At 61.2% G+C, this 16,917-nt stretch carries 14 protein-coding genes; 8 read left to right on the forward strand and 6 right to left on the reverse strand.

The genetic code is table 11. From position 1 onward, the window contains the following. Positions 1-377: 377 nt before the first annotated feature. Positions 378-1,607, forward strand: a complete 1,230-nt coding sequence (locus tag I8J29_RS13715; protein WP_208848135.1) for an aminotransferase-like domain-containing protein — start codon at positions 378-380, stop codon at positions 1,605-1,607. A 110-nt stretch (positions 1,608-1,717) separates the two neighbouring features. Here the strand turns inward: I8J29_RS13715 and I8J29_RS13720 are convergent, their stop codons facing one another. Both I8J29_RS13720 and I8J29_RS13725 read right to left on the reverse strand, forming a co-directional pair. Continuing rightward, entirely contained in the window at positions 1,718-2,038 is a 321-nt protein-coding gene (locus I8J29_RS13720) for a Rieske (2Fe-2S) protein (protein WP_208848136.1), read from the reverse strand. Beyond that, entirely contained in the window at positions 2,035-2,802 is a 768-nt protein-coding gene (locus I8J29_RS13725) for a DUF2161 family putative PD-(D/E)XK-type phosphodiesterase (protein ID WP_208848137.1), read from the reverse strand. Before I8J29_RS13725 ends, I8J29_RS13720 begins: the two co-directional genes overlap by 4 nt. Before the next feature lie 453 nt (positions 2,803-3,255). On the opposite strand from I8J29_RS13725, the gene I8J29_RS13730 reads away from it, so the two are divergent. From I8J29_RS13730 to I8J29_RS13750, 5 genes are all read left to right on the forward strand, one after another. Next, a complete protein-coding gene (locus I8J29_RS13730; protein ID WP_208848138.1) occupies positions 3,256-5,151 on the forward strand; it encodes a PrkA family serine protein kinase in 1,896 nt (631 codons plus the stop codon). A gap of 167 nt (positions 5,152-5,318) precedes the next feature. Continuing rightward, positions 5,319-5,696 carry a hypothetical protein gene (locus I8J29_RS13735; RefSeq protein WP_208848139.1) on the forward strand — a complete coding sequence of 126 codons (378 nt, stop codon included), beginning with the start codon at positions 5,319-5,321 and terminating at the stop codon, positions 5,694-5,696. Between the two features lie 157 nt (positions 5,697-5,853). Beyond that, on the forward strand, positions 5,854-7,314 hold the full coding sequence (locus I8J29_RS13740) for a circularly permuted type 2 ATP-grasp protein (RefSeq protein ID WP_208848140.1): 1,461 nt from the start codon (positions 5,854-5,856) through the stop codon (positions 7,312-7,314). Positions 7,315-7,338: 24 nt separating this feature from the next. Continuing rightward, positions 7,339-8,340 (forward strand): alpha-E domain-containing protein, encoded by a 1,002-nt coding sequence (locus tag I8J29_RS13745; RefSeq protein WP_090640825.1) that lies wholly within the window; start codon positions 7,339-7,341, stop codon positions 8,338-8,340. Next, positions 8,337-9,233, forward strand: coding sequence for a transglutaminase family protein (locus tag I8J29_RS13750; RefSeq protein ID WP_208848141.1), 897 nt, complete (start codon positions 8,337-8,339; stop codon positions 9,231-9,233). Before I8J29_RS13745 ends, I8J29_RS13750 begins: the two co-directional genes overlap by 4 nt. Positions 9,234-9,452: 219 nt before the next feature. On the opposite strand, the gene I8J29_RS13755 is transcribed toward I8J29_RS13750, so the two are convergent. Then, complete coding sequence (locus I8J29_RS13755; RefSeq protein ID WP_338113152.1) at positions 9,453-10,898, reverse strand: SpoVR family protein; 1,446 nt, start codon at positions 10,896-10,898, stop codon at positions 9,453-9,455. Positions 10,899-11,187: 289 nt separating this feature from the next. Then, a complete protein-coding gene (locus tag I8J29_RS13760) occupies positions 11,188-13,044 on the reverse strand; it encodes an LTA synthase family protein (RefSeq protein ID WP_208848143.1) in 1,857 nt (618 codons plus the stop codon). 159 nt (positions 13,045-13,203) lie between these two features. Between I8J29_RS13760 and I8J29_RS13765 the strand changes: the two genes are divergently transcribed. Next, positions 13,204-14,442, forward strand: coding sequence for an MFS transporter (locus tag I8J29_RS13765; RefSeq protein WP_338113153.1), 1,239 nt, complete (start codon positions 13,204-13,206; stop codon positions 14,440-14,442). 86 nt (positions 14,443-14,528) lie between these two features. Here I8J29_RS13765 and yhbH read toward each other — a convergent pair whose 3' ends face one another. Next, positions 14,529-15,689, reverse strand: coding sequence for a sporulation protein YhbH (gene yhbH / locus I8J29_RS13770; protein ID WP_208848145.1), 1,161 nt, complete (start codon positions 15,687-15,689; stop codon positions 14,529-14,531). 177 nt (positions 15,690-15,866) lie between these two features. Beyond that, on the reverse strand, positions 15,867-16,322 hold the full coding sequence (locus I8J29_RS13775) for a hypothetical protein (protein WP_208848146.1): 456 nt from the start codon (positions 16,320-16,322) through the stop codon (positions 15,867-15,869). Between the two features lie 97 nt (positions 16,323-16,419). On the opposite strand from I8J29_RS13775, the gene I8J29_RS13780 reads away from it, so the two are divergent. Further along, entirely contained in the window at positions 16,420-16,806 is a 387-nt protein-coding gene (locus I8J29_RS13780; RefSeq protein WP_090640835.1) for a DUF423 domain-containing protein, read from the forward strand. Positions 16,807-16,917: the final 111 nt, after the last annotated feature.

A 16,917-nucleotide genomic window follows, 5' to 3' on the forward strand; every position in this document is an offset into this window, starting at 1 on the left:
GCAGGTCGCTGCAATTACATGCCTTTGGTCTTGTCGTCGTTGTAGGACGCCGTCAACATGGCGAGCAAGAACAAGACGGAGACGGTAATGACGATCAGGAAATTCACTGTCATTTCGCTTACCCCCTAAGATGCCGTGGATATGGCTCCAAACTTCGCAAATACTCCCCTCATTATACCCAACGAGGCCCAAAAAGAAAACGCTCCAAGATGTGAACAAGTTGTTACAGCCGAACCTTTCGGCCGGCATAAGGAACCGGAATCCGAGCGATGCTAAGATGCGATCCGCTGCCGGACGGCCGCGCCGGCGATCAAACCTGTGGCGTCCGCCCGCCGTCCTGCGTAAACTACAGCAAGAGGGATGGGAGGGACGGCATAATGGCAAACAAGCAGTCGCGGAACGGGGCGCGCCGCAGCGTCCCGCCGCTTGCGGACCTGTTGACGGACCTAGCGCCGGCGCAGGCGAGCGAGCGGCGCAAGGAGGAACGGATTTCGTTCGCGGGCGACTGGCCCGAGGATGGCATTCCGGCGGTGCGGCAGGCGGTCGAAACGGCGCGCGGACGCGCGGACGGCGCCGACGCGGATGGAAATCGGGCGACGCATCCAAGCACGGAACGGCTGCGCGAGCTGCTGGCCGTGCGGCTGGCCGGCAGAGGACTGCCGGTCGAGGCCGGCGAGCTCGCGCTCGCGCCGCAGGGAGAGCCCGTCATCGCCTGGATCGCGCGCGGGCTGCTGCGGCCGGGCGACGCGGTGCTGGTCGAATCGCCGGCGCCGCCGAATTGCTTGCAGGCGTTTCGGTCCGCCGGAGCCGTCGTCGTGCAGGTGCCATGCGACGAGGACGGGATGCGGCCCGAATACGCGGAGCGGCTCGCCGAAGCGCATCGGCCGAAGCTCGCGCACGTCATGCCCGCGCTCGGCAATCCGGCCGGCCGGGTATGGAGCGCGGCGCGGCGCGAGGCGATGCTTGACCTTGGCCGCCGCTGCGGCATGGTCCTGCTGGAGGACGACGCGTACGGGCAATGGCGCAGCGGCGAGGCTGAGCGCGAGGCGAGTTTGTACGCGATGAGCGCCAAGACCGCGGATGGCGGCGTCATCTACGCCGGCACGTTCGCGGCCGCGCTCGGCCCGGAGCTGCCGGTCGGCTGGGCGGCGGCCGATCCCGGCATCCGCGCGCGGCTTGCGGCGCTCCCGCGGACGCCTGCCGCGGAGGAGCCGGACGCCGGCGGATCCGCCGAGGCGATGCTGCTTCGCTTGCTGGACGGCGGCAAGCTCGACGAGCTATTGCGTCAGCTTAGTGTGTCCTATAGCGAACGGATGTATCGGCTGGACGCGCTGCTGCGCGAGCGGCACTGGAGCGGCGCGTCGTGGACGCTGCCGAAGGGCGGCCCGTTCCTGTGGCTGACGCTGCCGGAAGGGCTCGATGCCGACGCGCTGCTTCGCGCCGCCAAGGCAAACGGCGTCGCCTTCGATCCCGGCGCGCCGTTCTATGCCGCGGATCCGCCGCGCAACCGGCTGCGTCTCAGCGTCGCCGGCGCGGCAGGCGACCGTCTGGACGAAGGGTTCGCGCGCTTGGCCGAGACGATGGACGCGTTTCTCGCCCGCTCGTAGCGGTCTATAGGTAGTTTAGGTTGCGTTTCCATTGGCGCACGAACGAAAGAGCGGCATCCGCACCGGCGGACGCCGCTCTTTCTACATTAATAAGGCCGCGCGATCGAGGATCAAGCCTTGACGACGAACTGCCCGTCTTCGATCTCGAGCGGCGTGCAGGCGAGCTGCTCGCCGGGAATGTTGGTCGCTTCCCCGGTGGCCAGATCGAAGCACCAGTAATGGAGCGGACAGACGAGCTCGTTCAGATGAGGACGGACCATGCCGCCGGCATGCGGGCAGATGGCGGAGATCAAATTATAACGCTGCGGCTCGCCGTCCTTGCGCGGCGCTTCCACGATATAATGCGGTTCGTTGTCCACTTTCACGTGCGCGGGGAACGCGTCGAAATCGTTGACGCTGCCGATGATTTTGACCGAGTGCTGTTCGCTCATGATCCATGCTCTCCTTTATAGATGAGTTCGTTTACCGCCGGTTGTCCGCCAGCGCGCTTCCGCTGCCAGTCGTCCAGGATGGCTCCGTTTTGCTTGACGGCCGTTTCGCCCTCGGGCTTCAGCCGGTACAAACCGCGTTCCACGCGCTGAAACCACCCGTAGTAGTCCTTCTGCAGGAACGGCCCGGCCCGCGCGACGTCCGCGAGGACGGCCGCCTCGCGCGGCGACAGCATGCCGTGCCGGCTGATGGCCCAGGCGATGCGCAGCGCCTTCTCGCGATAAGCGGTTACAAGTTTGCGGTTGTTGCTGCCGCCCGTATTGTAATCGCCGCTGCGTTCGCGGAATTCGTTCAGCAGCCGCGCTTGGCGCGCCCGCCGCTGCCCGCGCACCGGAGGATCGCCCGGCTGGCAGAGCATCTCGATGACCGGCGGCTTCGTCTTGTAGAACGTGACGGTCATGAAGCCGATGCCGAGCATCCGGCACAGCTCCGTCAAGTCGCCGAAGCGCTGGTTATGGGCGCCGGCCTTCTTGCGGTTGCGCTCCACGGCCAGGATCACGCTGCCGTTCAGCCTTAACCGCTCGATGCCCTGCAGCAGCAGCGCGAGATTGAACGTCTTCTTCATTTCAACCAAAACGGTATCTCCCGAATCGGGATGGATGGCGACCAGATCGCAGTGCATGACTTCGCTCTTCACTTCATAGCCCTGCGCCTCGAAGAACGCCTTGATCGGCCGGTACAGCTCCGTTTCGTGTTTGACGGCCAAGGCCCGTTCCCCCTTTCGCGCGGAGATTCTTTGGCGATTATATCATATTTGGACGCGTCCCTCAGCTATCTTAACGGCGTGACACGGAGTGTCATTCATTTTTTGCGGCCGACGATGGAGGATCCGGTCGAATCGGCCCGGCGTTCGACAGGGGCGCCCCCGGCTTGGAAATACCCGGCGCCGTCTGGGTTTTCGGCTCGGCCACCCGCGAATCGACGCTTGTTCGCCGCCGCTTGGCATGTGGCGTTTTTGTAAAAGCAGCCCGCTTTCGCGACGGATTTTGTAGAAAACTTGTTTAAATTATTGGGCAACTTCCCTTAAGAAAGCGCATAGGATTGTATTACTTCAATAAAAAATGCCGGGCAGCTTTAGAAGGTGGGACCCTCAAAGACCCCCGCGACCCGCATGACACAGGCACTCAGAAACACCGGGATGCACGAGAGGAGGTACGGCATGGATATTTTGAAACGAATTTCGGAGTACAAGGCGGAAAGTGAGAAGCTGGCTTGGCAAGGCTCTTTCAAGGATTACATCGAGTTGCTGAAGCAGGATCCAACTCCGGCCATGACTGCGCATGCTCGTGTCTATGAAATGATTGAGTCGTTTGGGGTGGTGGACGACGGTTCGCACAAGAAATACAAGTTTTTCGAACAAGAAATATTCGGCTTGGATCGTGCCGTCGAGAAACTGGTAGAGGAATATTTCCATTCATCGGCTCGCCGGTTGGATGTGCGCAAACGGATTTTGCTGCTCATGGGACCCGTCAGCGGGGGCAAATCCACCATCGTCACGATGCTCAAACGGGGACTCGAGCAGTTCTCGCGTACTCCAAAAGGCGCCGTCTATGCCATTAAGGGCTGCCCGATGCACGAAGAACCGCTGCATCTCATTCCGAACGAGCTTCGCCCGGAGGCGGAGCGCGAGCTTGGCGTCCGCATCGAGGGCAACTTGTGCCCGTCCTGCCAGATGCGGCTCAAGACGGAATTCGGCGGCGAAATCGAGAACGTCCAGGTCGAACGCGTGCTTATCTCCGAAGAAAACCGCGTCGGCATCGGCACGTTCAGCCCCTCCGATCCGAAATCGCAGGATATCGCCGACCTGACCGGCAGCATCGACTTCTCGACCATCACGGAGTTCGGCTCCGAATCGGACCCGCGGGCCTACCGGTTCGACGGCGAGCTGAACAAGGCGAACCGCGGCCTGATGGAATTCCAGGAGATGCTGAAGTGCGACGAGAAGTTTCTGTGGAACCTGCTCTCCCTGACGCAGGAGGGCAATTTCAAGGCGGGCCGCTTCGCGCTGATCTCGGCGGATGAACTCATCGTCGCGCACACGAACGAAACGGAGTACAAATCGTTCATTGCCAACAAGAAGAACGAGGCGCTCCAGTCGCGGATGATCGTCATGCCGATCCCGTACAATCTCAAAGTGTCCGAAGAAGAGAAAATCTACAATAAACTGATCGGCCAGAGCGACATGAAGCATATCCATATCGCGCCGCATTCCTTGCGGTCGGCCGCGATCTTCTCGATCCTGACCCGGCTCAAAGAAACGAAGAAGCAGGGCATGGACCTCGTCAAGAAGATGCGCATGTACGACGGCGAGGAAGTAGAGGGCTACAAGGAAGCCGACCTCAAGGAGATGCAGAGCGAATATATCGAAGAGGGCATGTCGGGCATCGACCCGCGCTACGTCATCAACCGGATTTCGAGCGCCCTCATCAAGCAAGACCTCTCGTGCATCAACGCGCTCGACGTGCTGCGCGCCCTCAAGGACGGTCTGGACCAGCACCCGTCCATCACGAAGGAAGAACGCGAACGGTACCTGAACTTCATCTCGGTCGCGCGCAAAGAATACGACGGCTTGGCGAAGAAGGAAGTGCAGAAGGCATTCGTATATTCCTTCGAAGAGTCGGCGCGGACGCTGTTCGAGAACTACCTCGACAACATCGAGTCGTACTGCAACTGGACGAAAATCAAGGATCCGCTGACGGGCGAGGAAATGGATCCGGATGAGCGCCTCATGCGGTCCATCGAGGAGCAAATCGGCGTATCCGAGAACGCGAAGAAGGCGTTCCGCGAAGAGATTCTGATCCGCATCTCGTCGTACTCCCGCAAGGGCAAGAAGTTCGACTACTTCAGCCACGAACGGCTGCGGGAAGCGATCGAGAAGAAGCTGTTCACGGACTTGAAGGACATCGTCAAAATTACGACGTCGACCAAGACGCCGGACGAGAAGCAGCTGAAACGGATCAACGAGGTGACGAAGCGGCTGATCGACGAGCATGGCTACTGTCCGGTTTGCGCGAACGAGCTCCTCCGGTACGTGGGCAGCCTGCTCAACCGTTAATTCACCGACTTGCACGGACACGGAATCGGAAACCGCAGCATGCGTTGCAGCATGCTGCGGTTTTGTGCTATCCGGGCCAGGAAGGTGAAAATGCCGGCCCGGCTATGCTAAAATAGGAATACGGAACAAGAACGCGTGTTCCTATTATAGCAAAGGGGTGTGGGGGAATGAAGCTGCTGCTGCAAAACGAGGAAGGCGCGCCTCGCTGGATCGCCGTCGAGGACATTCGCTTGATCGCGCCGACGCCGAACGGGCCCGCGTTCACCATGAGCGACGGAACCGTATACCGTTACGCCCAGACGATGGAGGAGCTTGACCGGATGTTCGGCCTGTACGGGTTCGCGCGGCTCGATCGCAACGTGATCGCCAACGTGGAGGCGGCGGAGCGGTACGATCCGGAGCTGAGAAAGGTGTTTTTCGGCCAGCCGCAGGGCGGCGAGGGGGAGGCGCTGTACGCGACGGTATCGGGGACGAACGCGTCCAAGGTCAAGCATCTGACCGCGCGCGAATACCGGAGCGGCTACGAGGTGTGCGGAGCGGCGTGAATGTGAATATTATGTTATATAAGTTGACATATAATTCGGGATTGGATATGATTTAAGTACCGAAAACGAAGGATATCCGGCGATATCATTCTCAAAACCGAAATACCTGACATCATTCGATAGAATCGGACAACTGACGGCTTTGGAGGCGGAAATCATGTCGATGGCGATGCAATCGCAATTCCACGCTTACGATCCACAATCGTTTTACGACGAGATGTTCGAACGGGACCTGACCGTGCGCCCCCACTACGAAGGCGTCCATCGAACGTTCGCCCGCATGAAGCCGCCGGAGCTCGCAGCCCGGCATGCCGCGATACAGCAGCGGATGCTGGAGGAAGGCATCACCTTTACGCTTTACGCCCAGAACCAGCGCGAGCCGCTCGAGCGGACCATCCCGTTCGACTATATCCCGCGCATCATCCCGAGACACGAATGGGAACACATCGAGCGGGGGATGAAGCAGCGCGTGTCGGCGCTGAACGCGTTCCTGCGCGACGTCTATCACGGGCAGGCGATCGTGCGCGACGGAATTATCCCGCGGGGGATGATCGTCGGGAACAAGTATTTCCGGCCGGAGATGGCCGGTCTCGAGGTGCCGCGGCAGGTCTACATGACGGCATCGGGCATCGACTTGATCCGCGACGAGCAGGGCCGGTATTACGTGCTGGAGGACAATCTCCGGACGCCGTCGGGCTTCTCCTACCTGTACAAGGGACGGAGCCTCATGAGCGAGCTGTTCTCCGACTTGTACCTGTCCAGCGCCGTGGCGGACATCGAACGGAGCCTGAACGTGTTCCTCCGTTCGCTCCGCAGCCTGGCTCCGTCCGGGAAACGCGATCCGCTGATCGTGCTCCTGACCCCGGGAGCATACAACTCCGCTTACTTCGAGCATGCCTTCCTCGCGCAGCAGATGGGCATCCATCTGGTGGAGGGCCGGGATTTGGTATACCGGGACCACAACATCTATCTGCGCGGCCTCGGCGGCTTGCGCCAGGTCGACGTCATCTACCGCCGCCTCGACGACGATTATTTGGATCCGCTGGCCTTCCAGTCGGACTCGCTGCTCGGCGTGCCGGGGCTCATGAACGCCTACCGCGCCGGCAACGTCGCCATCGCGAACGCGCCGGGCACCGGCGTGGCGGACGATAAAGCAATCTATGCGTACGTTCCGGAAATGATTCGCTATTATTTGCACGAAGAACCGATCCTGCACAACGTGCCGACGTACGTTCTTTCCCGGCCGGAGGACCGCGACTACGCGCTCGCGCATCTGGACCAGCTCGTCGTGAAGGAGACGTCGCTCTCCGGCGGGTACGGCATGCTGATCGGGCCGGCCGCGACGCGCAAGGACATCGACGCGTTCGCGGACGCCATTCGCCGCGATCCGGGCCGCTACATCGCCCAGACGACGATGCGGCTGTCGCGGGCTCCGGTCATGATCGGCGGCGCGATGCAGCCGCGGCATATCGACCTGCGCGTGTTCGTGCTGGCCGACGGCTCGGAGACGCACGTCATTCCCGGCGGGCTGACCCGCGTCGCGCTGCAGGAAGGCTCGCTCGTCGTCAACTCCTCGCAGGGCGGCGGCGTGAAGGATACCTGGGTGCTGAGCCGCTAAGGATGAAGAAGGAGGGATGAACGAATGCTCAACCGTAACGCGGAAGCTTTGTTTTGGATCGGCCGGTACATGGAGCGCGCGGAGAATCACGCCCGGCTGATCGATGTCCATTTTCACCTGCAGGACGAAGACGCGCCGTCCGTTCCGCGTGACGGGGCCGACGGCGTGCCCCCGGCGCTGTGCAAGTGGGGGCGGATCGTCGATGCGCTGGGCAGCCGCGCGGCTTACGAGCAGCAGTACGGCGGCGCCTACAACGAGCAGGACGTCGTGCGCTACGTCACGCTGGACCGCGATCACGCGAATTCGCTGGTGACGTGCGTCAACCACGCCCGGGACAACGTCCGGACGCTGCGGGAGAAGCTGCCGAGCGAGCTGTGGGACGTGGCGAACGGGTTCTACCTGTGGCTGCGCGAGAAGCAGGCCGGGGACCCGGCAAGGGAATCGCCGCATCAGTTTTTCGGGCGGATCAAGGAATGGACGGCGTTGTTCTGCGGGGTGACCCAGTCCGTCATGCCGCGCGAGAACGAATGGCATTTCATTGAATGCGGCCGGTATCTGGAGCGGACCGAAAACACGCTGCGGATCATTCAATCCGCCATCGCGGCAAGCGCCTCGGCGGCGGAAGCGGGGGACGGCTGCGAGCTGTACCCGTACCTGCAGGCGGTGCTCCGCTCCGTGAGCGGCTACCAGCCGTTCCGGCGTCATTACGCGGACGGGGTGTCGGCGGACGCGATCATCGAGTTCCTCGTACTGAACGAAGCGTTCCCGCGCTCCGTGCAGTTCTCGCTCGACGCGCTGGACGAGAATCTGCGCGGCATCGAGCTGCAGGAGAAGCAGCTGCGCGCCGCGCACGACCGGATCGTCCGCCAGGTGGCGAAGCTGAAGGCGGAGCTCGCCTGCCTGGAGCGGGAGGACCTGGGGCTCGACCGCGAAGGCGCCGTGACCGGGCGTTTGCTTCAGGCCGCGGGGCAGCTGGGCACCGCGTTCGCCCACACCTTTTTTCGCGTCGGGGAGGCCACCGCATGAAGCTGCATATCTCGCATACGACGCAGTACACGTACAAGGACGCGGTCGCGGACAGTGTCAATGAAGTGCGGCTGACGCCGTTCACGAACGAGCAGCAGTCCTGCTATCAGCACGCGATCTCCGTCGAACCGAACGCGCCGCTGTTCAGCTACGACGATTATTTCGGCAACCGCGTGCACGCGTTCTCGGTCAACCGCCAGCACCGGAAGCTGACGATCCGCTCGACGATGACGGTCGTTACGCGGGAAGCCTTCAAGCCGCAGCTCGGCAAGGACGGCCTGCCACCGAAGGACGCGTGGCAATGGCTCGCGGGCGAGAAGGCGGCCAACCGCTTCGCCGAGTTCCTGCTGCCCACCGCGTACACGGACGTCACGCCCGAGGTGGCCGCCTTCGCGGACGCGACGATCCGGCGGCAGCCGGACAGCGGCGACGGCGCGGAACGGCTCGGCGTGTACAGCTGGCTGCTCGCCCTCTCGAACAAGATCCGCAGCGAATTCGTCTACGATCCGGACGCGACGAACGTCCATACGATCGCGGGCGACATGCTGCGGCGGCGGCGCGGGGTGTGCCAGGACTTCGCCCATCTGATGATCGCGGCGTGCCGGTCGAAGGGCGTGCCGGCGCGCTACGTCAGCGGCTATCATTTCGTCGGCGACCTGCAGGGCGGAAGCGCGGACTTCGAGCAGGCGTCCCACGCGTGGGTCGAGGCGTACGTGCCGGGTCTCGGCTGGTGCGGCTTCGACCCGACGAACGACGCGCTGGTCGGCGAGCGTTACGTCAAGCTGGGCCACGGCAGGGATTACAAGGACATCGTTCCCGTCAAAGGCGTCTATATGGGCACGAGCGAAGCCGTGCTGGAAGTGACGGTCGACGTGAAGCGGGCCGATGAGTAAGCGGCGGCGGTGCCCGGGCTTCGGGCATGCCGAAGGCAGACAGGTTGAATAAACGTCCGGTTCGGCGGAGGCCGAGGCGGGCGTTTTTTTGGTTTGGGGCAGTTAGCGCGACGGGGAGGGGGAGGAAGCCGCCAGCGCCTGCGCGCAGCGCGAAAACGCCCGTCCCGGATAGTCCGGGACGGGCGTTTTTCGTAACTGGCGGCCTCGCCGCGCAACCGATCAAATAAACTTCCGGCTCGTCTTCTTCCCGTCGCAGCTGAACACGATCCGTTTATCCTCCACGATCGTTTCCAGATGAACCGATTTGCCCCACAGGTGGACGACGTAGGGCAGCGTCTTCTCGACGTACTTGAGGTCCAGCTCCACGCCTTCGTACCGGTGGAACAGGTACAGCTCGCCGACGCGGTTGAAGTCGCCGTCCGTGACGACGATGCTCGGGAAGCCGCCGTTCACCCGCGAGGTCACGAGCTGGTCGCGGACGGACTCCCATGCCTTGTCGGTGATTTTCCACTCCGCGCCTTTCTTCTCGAACACGTACAGATCCAGGTCGTTCACGAGCTGCTTCGTCAAGTAATTGCGGAGGAAGGAGATGTCGGAGTCGAATTCGCGGACCTCGAACATCTTTTCCCGGCCCAAGCCCGGCTTGCGGCCCATCCGGTCCCGTTCTTCCTGCGTCGGGTTGTCCCAGCGCTTCTCGATGTCCTCGAAAATTTTCAGGCCGAGGTAGTAGGGGTTCAGCGAATGCCGGGACGGCTGCACGACCGACGAGTTCAGATGGGCGAATTCGATCGTCTCCTCGCTCGTCAGGTCCAGCTCCCGGATGATCCGCTGATGCCAGTACGACGCCCAGCCTTCGTTCATGATTTTCGTTTCGATTTGCGGCCAGAAGTACAGCATCTCGTCGCGCAGCATCGACATGACGTCGCGCTGCCAGTCCTGCAGGTTCGGGGAATATTCCTCGATGAACCAGATCAGGTCCTTCTCCGGCCGCGGCGGGAATTTCTTCGTCTCCGCGTTCGTCTTCGCCTCGGCGGCGGCCGCTTCCTTCTCTTCTTCGTCAAGCCCCCACAGGTCGTCGTATTGGGATTGCCGCTGCGGCTTCACGTTCTGGTTCTCCTTGTTCAGCAGCTCGATGTATTGGGCTTTGTCCAGCTTGTACGGCCGGATGATGGTGGAATCGACATGCTCCTGGATGGCGAGCACCGCGTCGATGAATTTCTCGACCTCTTCGGTGCCGTATTCCATCTCGTACTGGCTGACGCGCTCCGCGGTCGCGGACATGCTCTCGACCATGTTGCGGTTCGTCATGCTGAAGCGGGCGTTGTTCTTGAAGAAGTCGCAGTGGGCCAGCACGTGCGCGACGATGAGCTTGTTCTGGATGAGCGAGTTGCCGTCGAGCAGGAACGCGTAGCACGGGTTGGAGTTGATGACGAGCTCGTAAATTTTGCTGAGGCCGAGGTCGTACTGCATCTTCATCTTATTGAACGTCTTGCCGAAGCTCCAATGACTGAAGCGCGTCGGCATGCCGTAGGCGCCGAACGTATAAATAATGTCCGCCGGACAGATTTCATACCGCATCGGATAGAAGTCAAGACCGAATCCTTGCGCGATTTCGGTGATTTCGTCAATGGCTCGTTCGAGCGCTTTGATCTCGTCCTGATGCACGTTCGCTTCCCCCTCGCAACGCGAATTGTGTTTCATAGCTATATGTATGGGAAGGGGGGAAACGATATGTCCCGCCGCCGCGGTTCCGCTAAAATTGTAGTCCGCGCGATCACATGGTCGTCGTCAGCCTCAATCGCGTCATGGGCGGCGAGATCGCGTTCAGCAAGCAGGGCAGGGCGCGTTCTGCGAGAAGCGGTACCGGCTCTGCGAGGTTTAAGCCAAACGAACACCCCCCGCCGAATCCGGCGGGGGGTGTCTTGGTTTCGTGGATTTCCGGATTAGCCGTCGGTCACGGACCGACCGGCGGGAGCTGCGTGACGTAGCTGTCGGAAAGCTGCAGCAGCTTGAGCGACCGCGTATACTGGTCCTCCGCGGTCGGGACGGCCGCCGCGGCGTTGCCGTGCAGCGGATGGTTCGTGCCGTCCTTGAACGTCGTGCCGGGGATGAACATCTGGGTGTTCGTGATGAGCGAGCCCGTCGGCAGGTAATACCGCTCCGGCAGCAGGTTGGACGGCTGATTCAGCAAGTCTTGGCCGAAGTGAATATGGTCCTGCAGCGAGATGCCGAGCAGGTTGGCGACGGTCGGCATGATATCCGACTGGCCGCCGGTTTCCTTCAGCTCCATCGGCGTCGTAACGCCCGGCGACGAGATGATGAGCGGGATGTTGATCATGTCCGAGTTCGCGTAATCGCGCCCGTAAATGTCCTTCATCAGCTTCTTCTCGTCGTTGTTAAGCGAATAGATCGGGAGACCGAGGTGGTCGCCGTAGATGACGAACACGCTGTTGTCCCAAATGCCGCGCTTCTTCAAATCGTCGATGAACAGGCCGAGCGCGTAGTCGGCGTAGTTCTGGGCGCGGATGTAATCGCCGACGAACGTCCCCTCGTATTCCGGAGGCAGCGTGATCTTGTACTTCCGCGGCGGGATGGAAAACGGATGGTGGGACGACATCGTGATCAGCTGCGAGTAGAACGGACCGTTCTTCTGCATCGCGTCCAGCTGCTCGGCCGTCTTCTTATAGAGCACCTCGTCGGAAGGGCCGAAGAAGACCGTATCGTCGTGGCCGAACCAGTTTTGGTCGTAATACTTCTCGAAGCCGAGCGCCTTGTACAGGTCGCTGCGGTTCCAGAACTCCACGTAGTTCGTATGGAACGTGGCCGTCTGGTAGCCGTTCGCCTGCAGCAGCTTCGGCAGGCTCGGCAGCGCGTGGTTCGTATAGACGACGGACGCGGCGCCGGCCGGCGGCGTGTAGAAGGACGTGTTGACGACGAACTCGGCGTCGGACGTGTTGCCCTGGCCGACCTGCTGGTAGAAGTTCGAGAAGTAGATATGCTCCTTCGCCAGCTTGTTCATGTTCGGCGTCACTTCCTGTCCGCCGATTTTGAGGCCGATCAGAAAATTTTGGAACGCTTCCATTTGCACGATGATCAGGTTCTTGCCTTTGGCGGCACCATGGTACTTCGGCTCGGCCGGTTCCGTGATGCCCTTCTCTTGGTCGATCGCGGCCTGCGTGATCTCGCTCATCGGAATCGTCGGCTGCTTCGGGTCGGAGAACAGCGTGTACACCTCGTAATTGAGAATGCCCATGTCTTCGGCCTTCACGATTTCGTTCATGCTGGCGCGGTTCGGCAGGATGTTGAACAGGCACAGCGCGAGCGAGACGATGAAGAGGGCCGATACGACGGCCTTGTTGAGCGGCAGCTGGCTCATCCGCTTCCAGTCGACGAGCCGTTTGCGCCGCGCCAGCAGGGCGACGAACACGACGATATCGAGAAAGATGAACAAATAGTAAGGCGCGAGAAGCGAGAAGACGCTGCTCTTGACGGCGGTGACCTGGTTGATCTGCTCCAGCGCGTGGTACGTCACGATGATGCCGAAATACTTGTAATACATAATGACGGCGAAAAAGATGGCGGTTACAAGCAAGTTGACGGTCACGTAATAGACGAGCTTGCGCTTGGAGGCGAACCATTCGATCAGGCAGAACAGCAGCCAGAAGAACGGCATTTCGGTCATCAGCAGCGTCCATGACGGTCCGCCGTCGAAAATGACGAAGTAAGCGAGCATGCTTTTAAGCACTAGAATGAGCGTAAAGAAGACGAACGGACGAAGCTGAAAAATCCGCCTGAATGACCATGCGGGCATGAAAATATCCTTCCTTTCAACACGCGTACTGCAAATCCCATAACGTTCATTATGCTCCCTTTGCCAACGGTTTGTCAAAATGGCAAATCGGCGAAATCCTGGCGCCGTTCCCATGGTATACTGGAGCTAAACCATGACCCCCGAGAGGATAGCCGACCCGTGACGACCGCACTCAAAGCCAGATTGGAATCCTTCAAGCTGGGCCTCGGACCGAGAGCCTGGCACAATTTCCGCATCGATGCGGGCGCTTCCGTATTATTCAGCTTTTTCAACGTCGTCTTCAATCAATTCTATCTTCCGATGGCGATCCAGCAGGGGGCGTCCAACCTGCAGGTCGGCATTATATCGGCCGCCCCGGCCGTCGGGCTGCTCTTCTCGCCGCTCTGGGCGGCGTTCATCGAGCGGTCGGACCCGAAGCCGTTCGTCGTCATCCCGAACTTGATCGCGCGGGCGCTCATCGTGCTGCCGGCGTTCTTCGGCGTGCCGCTTGCGTACGTGGGGGCCGCGCTGCTGTTCCAAATGCTGATGGGCATCCAATCGCCCGGCTACGCGGCGCTCGTCATCCGGATGTATCCGCCCGAAACCCGCGGCCGGCTGATGGGCAACACGCGCGTCCTCATGGGCGGCCTCATGATTCCCGTGGCGTTCCTCATCGGCCGGTGGACCGACGCCGCCGGCCCGTCCGGCCCGCTGCTGTTCGCCGCCGCGACCGGCGTGGCGTCGATCCTCGTCTTCGCGCGCGTCAAGGCGCGGAAGGCCGCGCCGCCGAAGCTGCTCGGCGCGAAGCGGTTCAACTTCCGCGAGCAGCTGCAGCTCGTCAAGCAGAACCGCGAGATCGCGGTGTTCTTCCTTGCCTGCACCTTCACCGGCTTCGGCAATATATTGGCCGTGCCGCTGTACAACATCATGCAGGTGGACCGGCTCGAGCTGTCCAACACGCAGATCGGGATCGCGCGCGCCGTCTACTACGTCTGCCTGCTGTCCGCCTACTTCGTCACCGGCCGCGTCATCGACAAGCTGTCCGCGAAGCATACGGTCGCGTTCGGCCTCGCGGCGTTCAGCACCGTGCCGTTCTGCTACGCGCTGCTCGGCAATTACGGCGCCGTGCTGCTCGGCAGCGGCATCCAGGGCCTGGGCGACGCTATCTGGGACATCGGCTTCCTCGCTTATATGTTCCGGCTCGCCCCGGGGCGCGAGGCCATCGTCGTCGGGCTCCATTTCATGCTGTTCGGCTTCCGGGGCACGGCCGGCCCGCTGCTCAGCACCTACTTGGCGGACTCGGTGCCGCTGTCCTACCTGCTCGTCGGCGCCGGCGTCTGCGGCCTGCTCGGGCTGACGGCGTTTCTGGCGTATAACCGCGGAACGCTGCGGGTCCGCGGACGCTCCGCATCCCTGTAAACGCGAAGAAGCCTCCCGAGCCGCCGGACGAATCCGGGGCGGGAGGCTTCTTTTATGATGCATTCGAATATAGGCTTTCGAACGGCTCAGACGGCGACCTCGCGTTTGCGGAAGAACGATTTCAGCGCGTTGTACACTTCGCCTTTTTCCTTGATGACGTAATGCATGAAGTTCGGCAGATTGATGTGCTTGTAAGCCGACATGAGCGTGCTGGAGCGGTTGTACTGGTTCACTTCGCCGTAGCCGAACAGGTTGGCGCGCTTCAGCAGCTCGCCGATCAGCTTGACGCAGCGCTCGTTGTCGCTCGTCAGGTTGTCGCCGTCGGAGAAGTGGAAGGGGTAGATGTTGTATTTCGAAGGCGGATACCGGCTGTCGATAATGTCGAGCGCTTTAATGTAAGCGGAAGAGCAGATCGTGCCGCCGCTTTCGCCGCGGGTGAAGAATTCCTCCTCCGTCACTTCCTTCGCCTCGGTATGATGCGCGATGAAGACGATCTCCACGTGCTCGTATTGATGCCGGAGGAAGCGCGTCATCCAGAAGAAGAAGCTGCGCGCGACGTATTTCTCGAAGCTGCCCATGCTGCCGCTCGTATCCATCATCGCCAGAATGACGGCGTTGGACTGCGGCTTCACGATTTCTTCCCACGTCTTGTAGCGCAGATCGTCCGGCGAGATGCCGTGGATGCCCGGCGCGCCGCTTGTCGCGTTGCGCTTCAGGTTTTCGAGGATGGTCCGCTTCTTGTCGATGTTGGACATGATGCCTTTCTTGCGGATGTCGTTGAACCGGATTTCCTTCGTTTCCAGCTGGTCGCGGTCCTTCTGCTTCAGGAAGGGCAGCTCCAGCTCCTCGAAAAGCATCGTCTCGAGCTCCGCGAGGCTGATTTCCGCTTCGACGATGTCCTCGCCGGGCTGGTCGCCGGCGTTTTCGCCTTTGCCGCCCTTTTGCGCGGAAGCGGGATCGACGCCGAGCACGTCGCCGACTTGGCTGTCGCCGTCGCCTTGGCCGACGTGCTTGTTTTTGTTGAAATTATAGACGAACCGGAATTCGTCGAGACTGCGGATGGGCACTTTGATGACATGCTTGCCGTCCGACATGATGATGTTTTCCTCGGAGACCAGGTCGGGCAAGTTTTGTTTGATCGCTTCGCGTACCTTTTGTTGGTGTCTGGCTTGATCTTGATGTCCCTTCCGGTGCAGCGACCAGTCCTCACGCGACACGGTATACAGCGTTCCGTTGTCCTCTGCCATGCGTAGACACCTCCATGACCAAATGCTTGTTGTTATTCATTGTATTCAGGACGCCGCGCGATATGTGAAGCAAAATGCCCAAGGGGAAGCGCCCGATTGTCCCGCGGCGCCGGATGGCAGCGCGAAAAAGACCGCGGTCCATGAAGGACGCGGTCTCCCGGCAAACCGTTTCGCGGGTTACGAAGCGGTTCCGCCCAGGGCGAGCCCGAGCACGATCAAGCCGACGAAGCCGACCGGCAGCAGCGCGCTGACGATGATGCCGATGATCGGGAACGTCTTGGTTTTGTTTTTGGAGCAGGCGCCGACGATGCCGAGGATCAGGCCGACGAGGCTGCCGGCGAAGGAGACGAGCATGAGCAGGCCCGCCACGAGAACGGGCATGACGGCGTTCACGTCGCTGAACCGGGTCTCCAGGTCGGCGCGCAGCTGATTGTAGTTGCTCTCGTTCCCGAACTGGTCCATAATAAAGGTTGTCGTCATGACGATGGCCACGGCGAAGAGGATTAGGCTGAGCAGCCCGATGACGAACGAAGCGATGCCCAGCTTGGATTGGGTTTTCTTCGGCGCGCCCTCGTCCGGATCGGGCGGGTACCCATAGGGCGATTGGCCGTGATCTGCGTGATAGTCATTCAAGGGGATCTCTCCTCCGCGTCGTTCGATATCGTACATTTTATCTTACATTTTATCTTATTTTACAAACCTTGGAAAGAGAAAGGGCGGATACGCGTAGATGTTTAACAAATACGGGGCTTACGGGGCGATTCACGCCCTGCTCGCCGTCGCGCTGGGCGCCTTCGGGGCGCACGGGCTGAAGGCGAAATTGTCGGAGGAAATGCTGAACGTCTTCGAAACGGGCGTCCGTTACCATATGTTTCACGCCATCGGCCTGCTGCTCCTCGCCCTGGCCGCGGACCGGATCGGCCGAAGCAACAACGCGATCCGCTGGGCCGCGCGGCTGATGCACCTCGGCATCTTCCTCTTCTCGGGCAGTCTTTACGCGCTCAGCCTGTCGGACGTGAAGTGGCTCGGCATCATTACGCCGTTCGGCGGCCTGGCGTTCATCGCCGCGTGGGGACTCGCCGCGTATTCCATCTGGAGAGCGAAGGGCAGCGAGTAAGCGTACGGGACGGCCTGGCCTCATTTGCGGCAACGCATCGCCTGCTCCGACGAGCAGGACGAATAGCCAAGAACGGATAACGATCGCCAAAAGAGCCGCGCCGCCTATCCC

This window comes from Paenibacillus artemisiicola (assembly GCF_017652985.1).
In the GTDB taxonomy this organism is placed as follows: domain Bacteria; phylum Bacillota; class Bacilli; order Paenibacillales; family Paenibacillaceae; genus Paenibacillus_Z; species Paenibacillus_Z artemisiicola.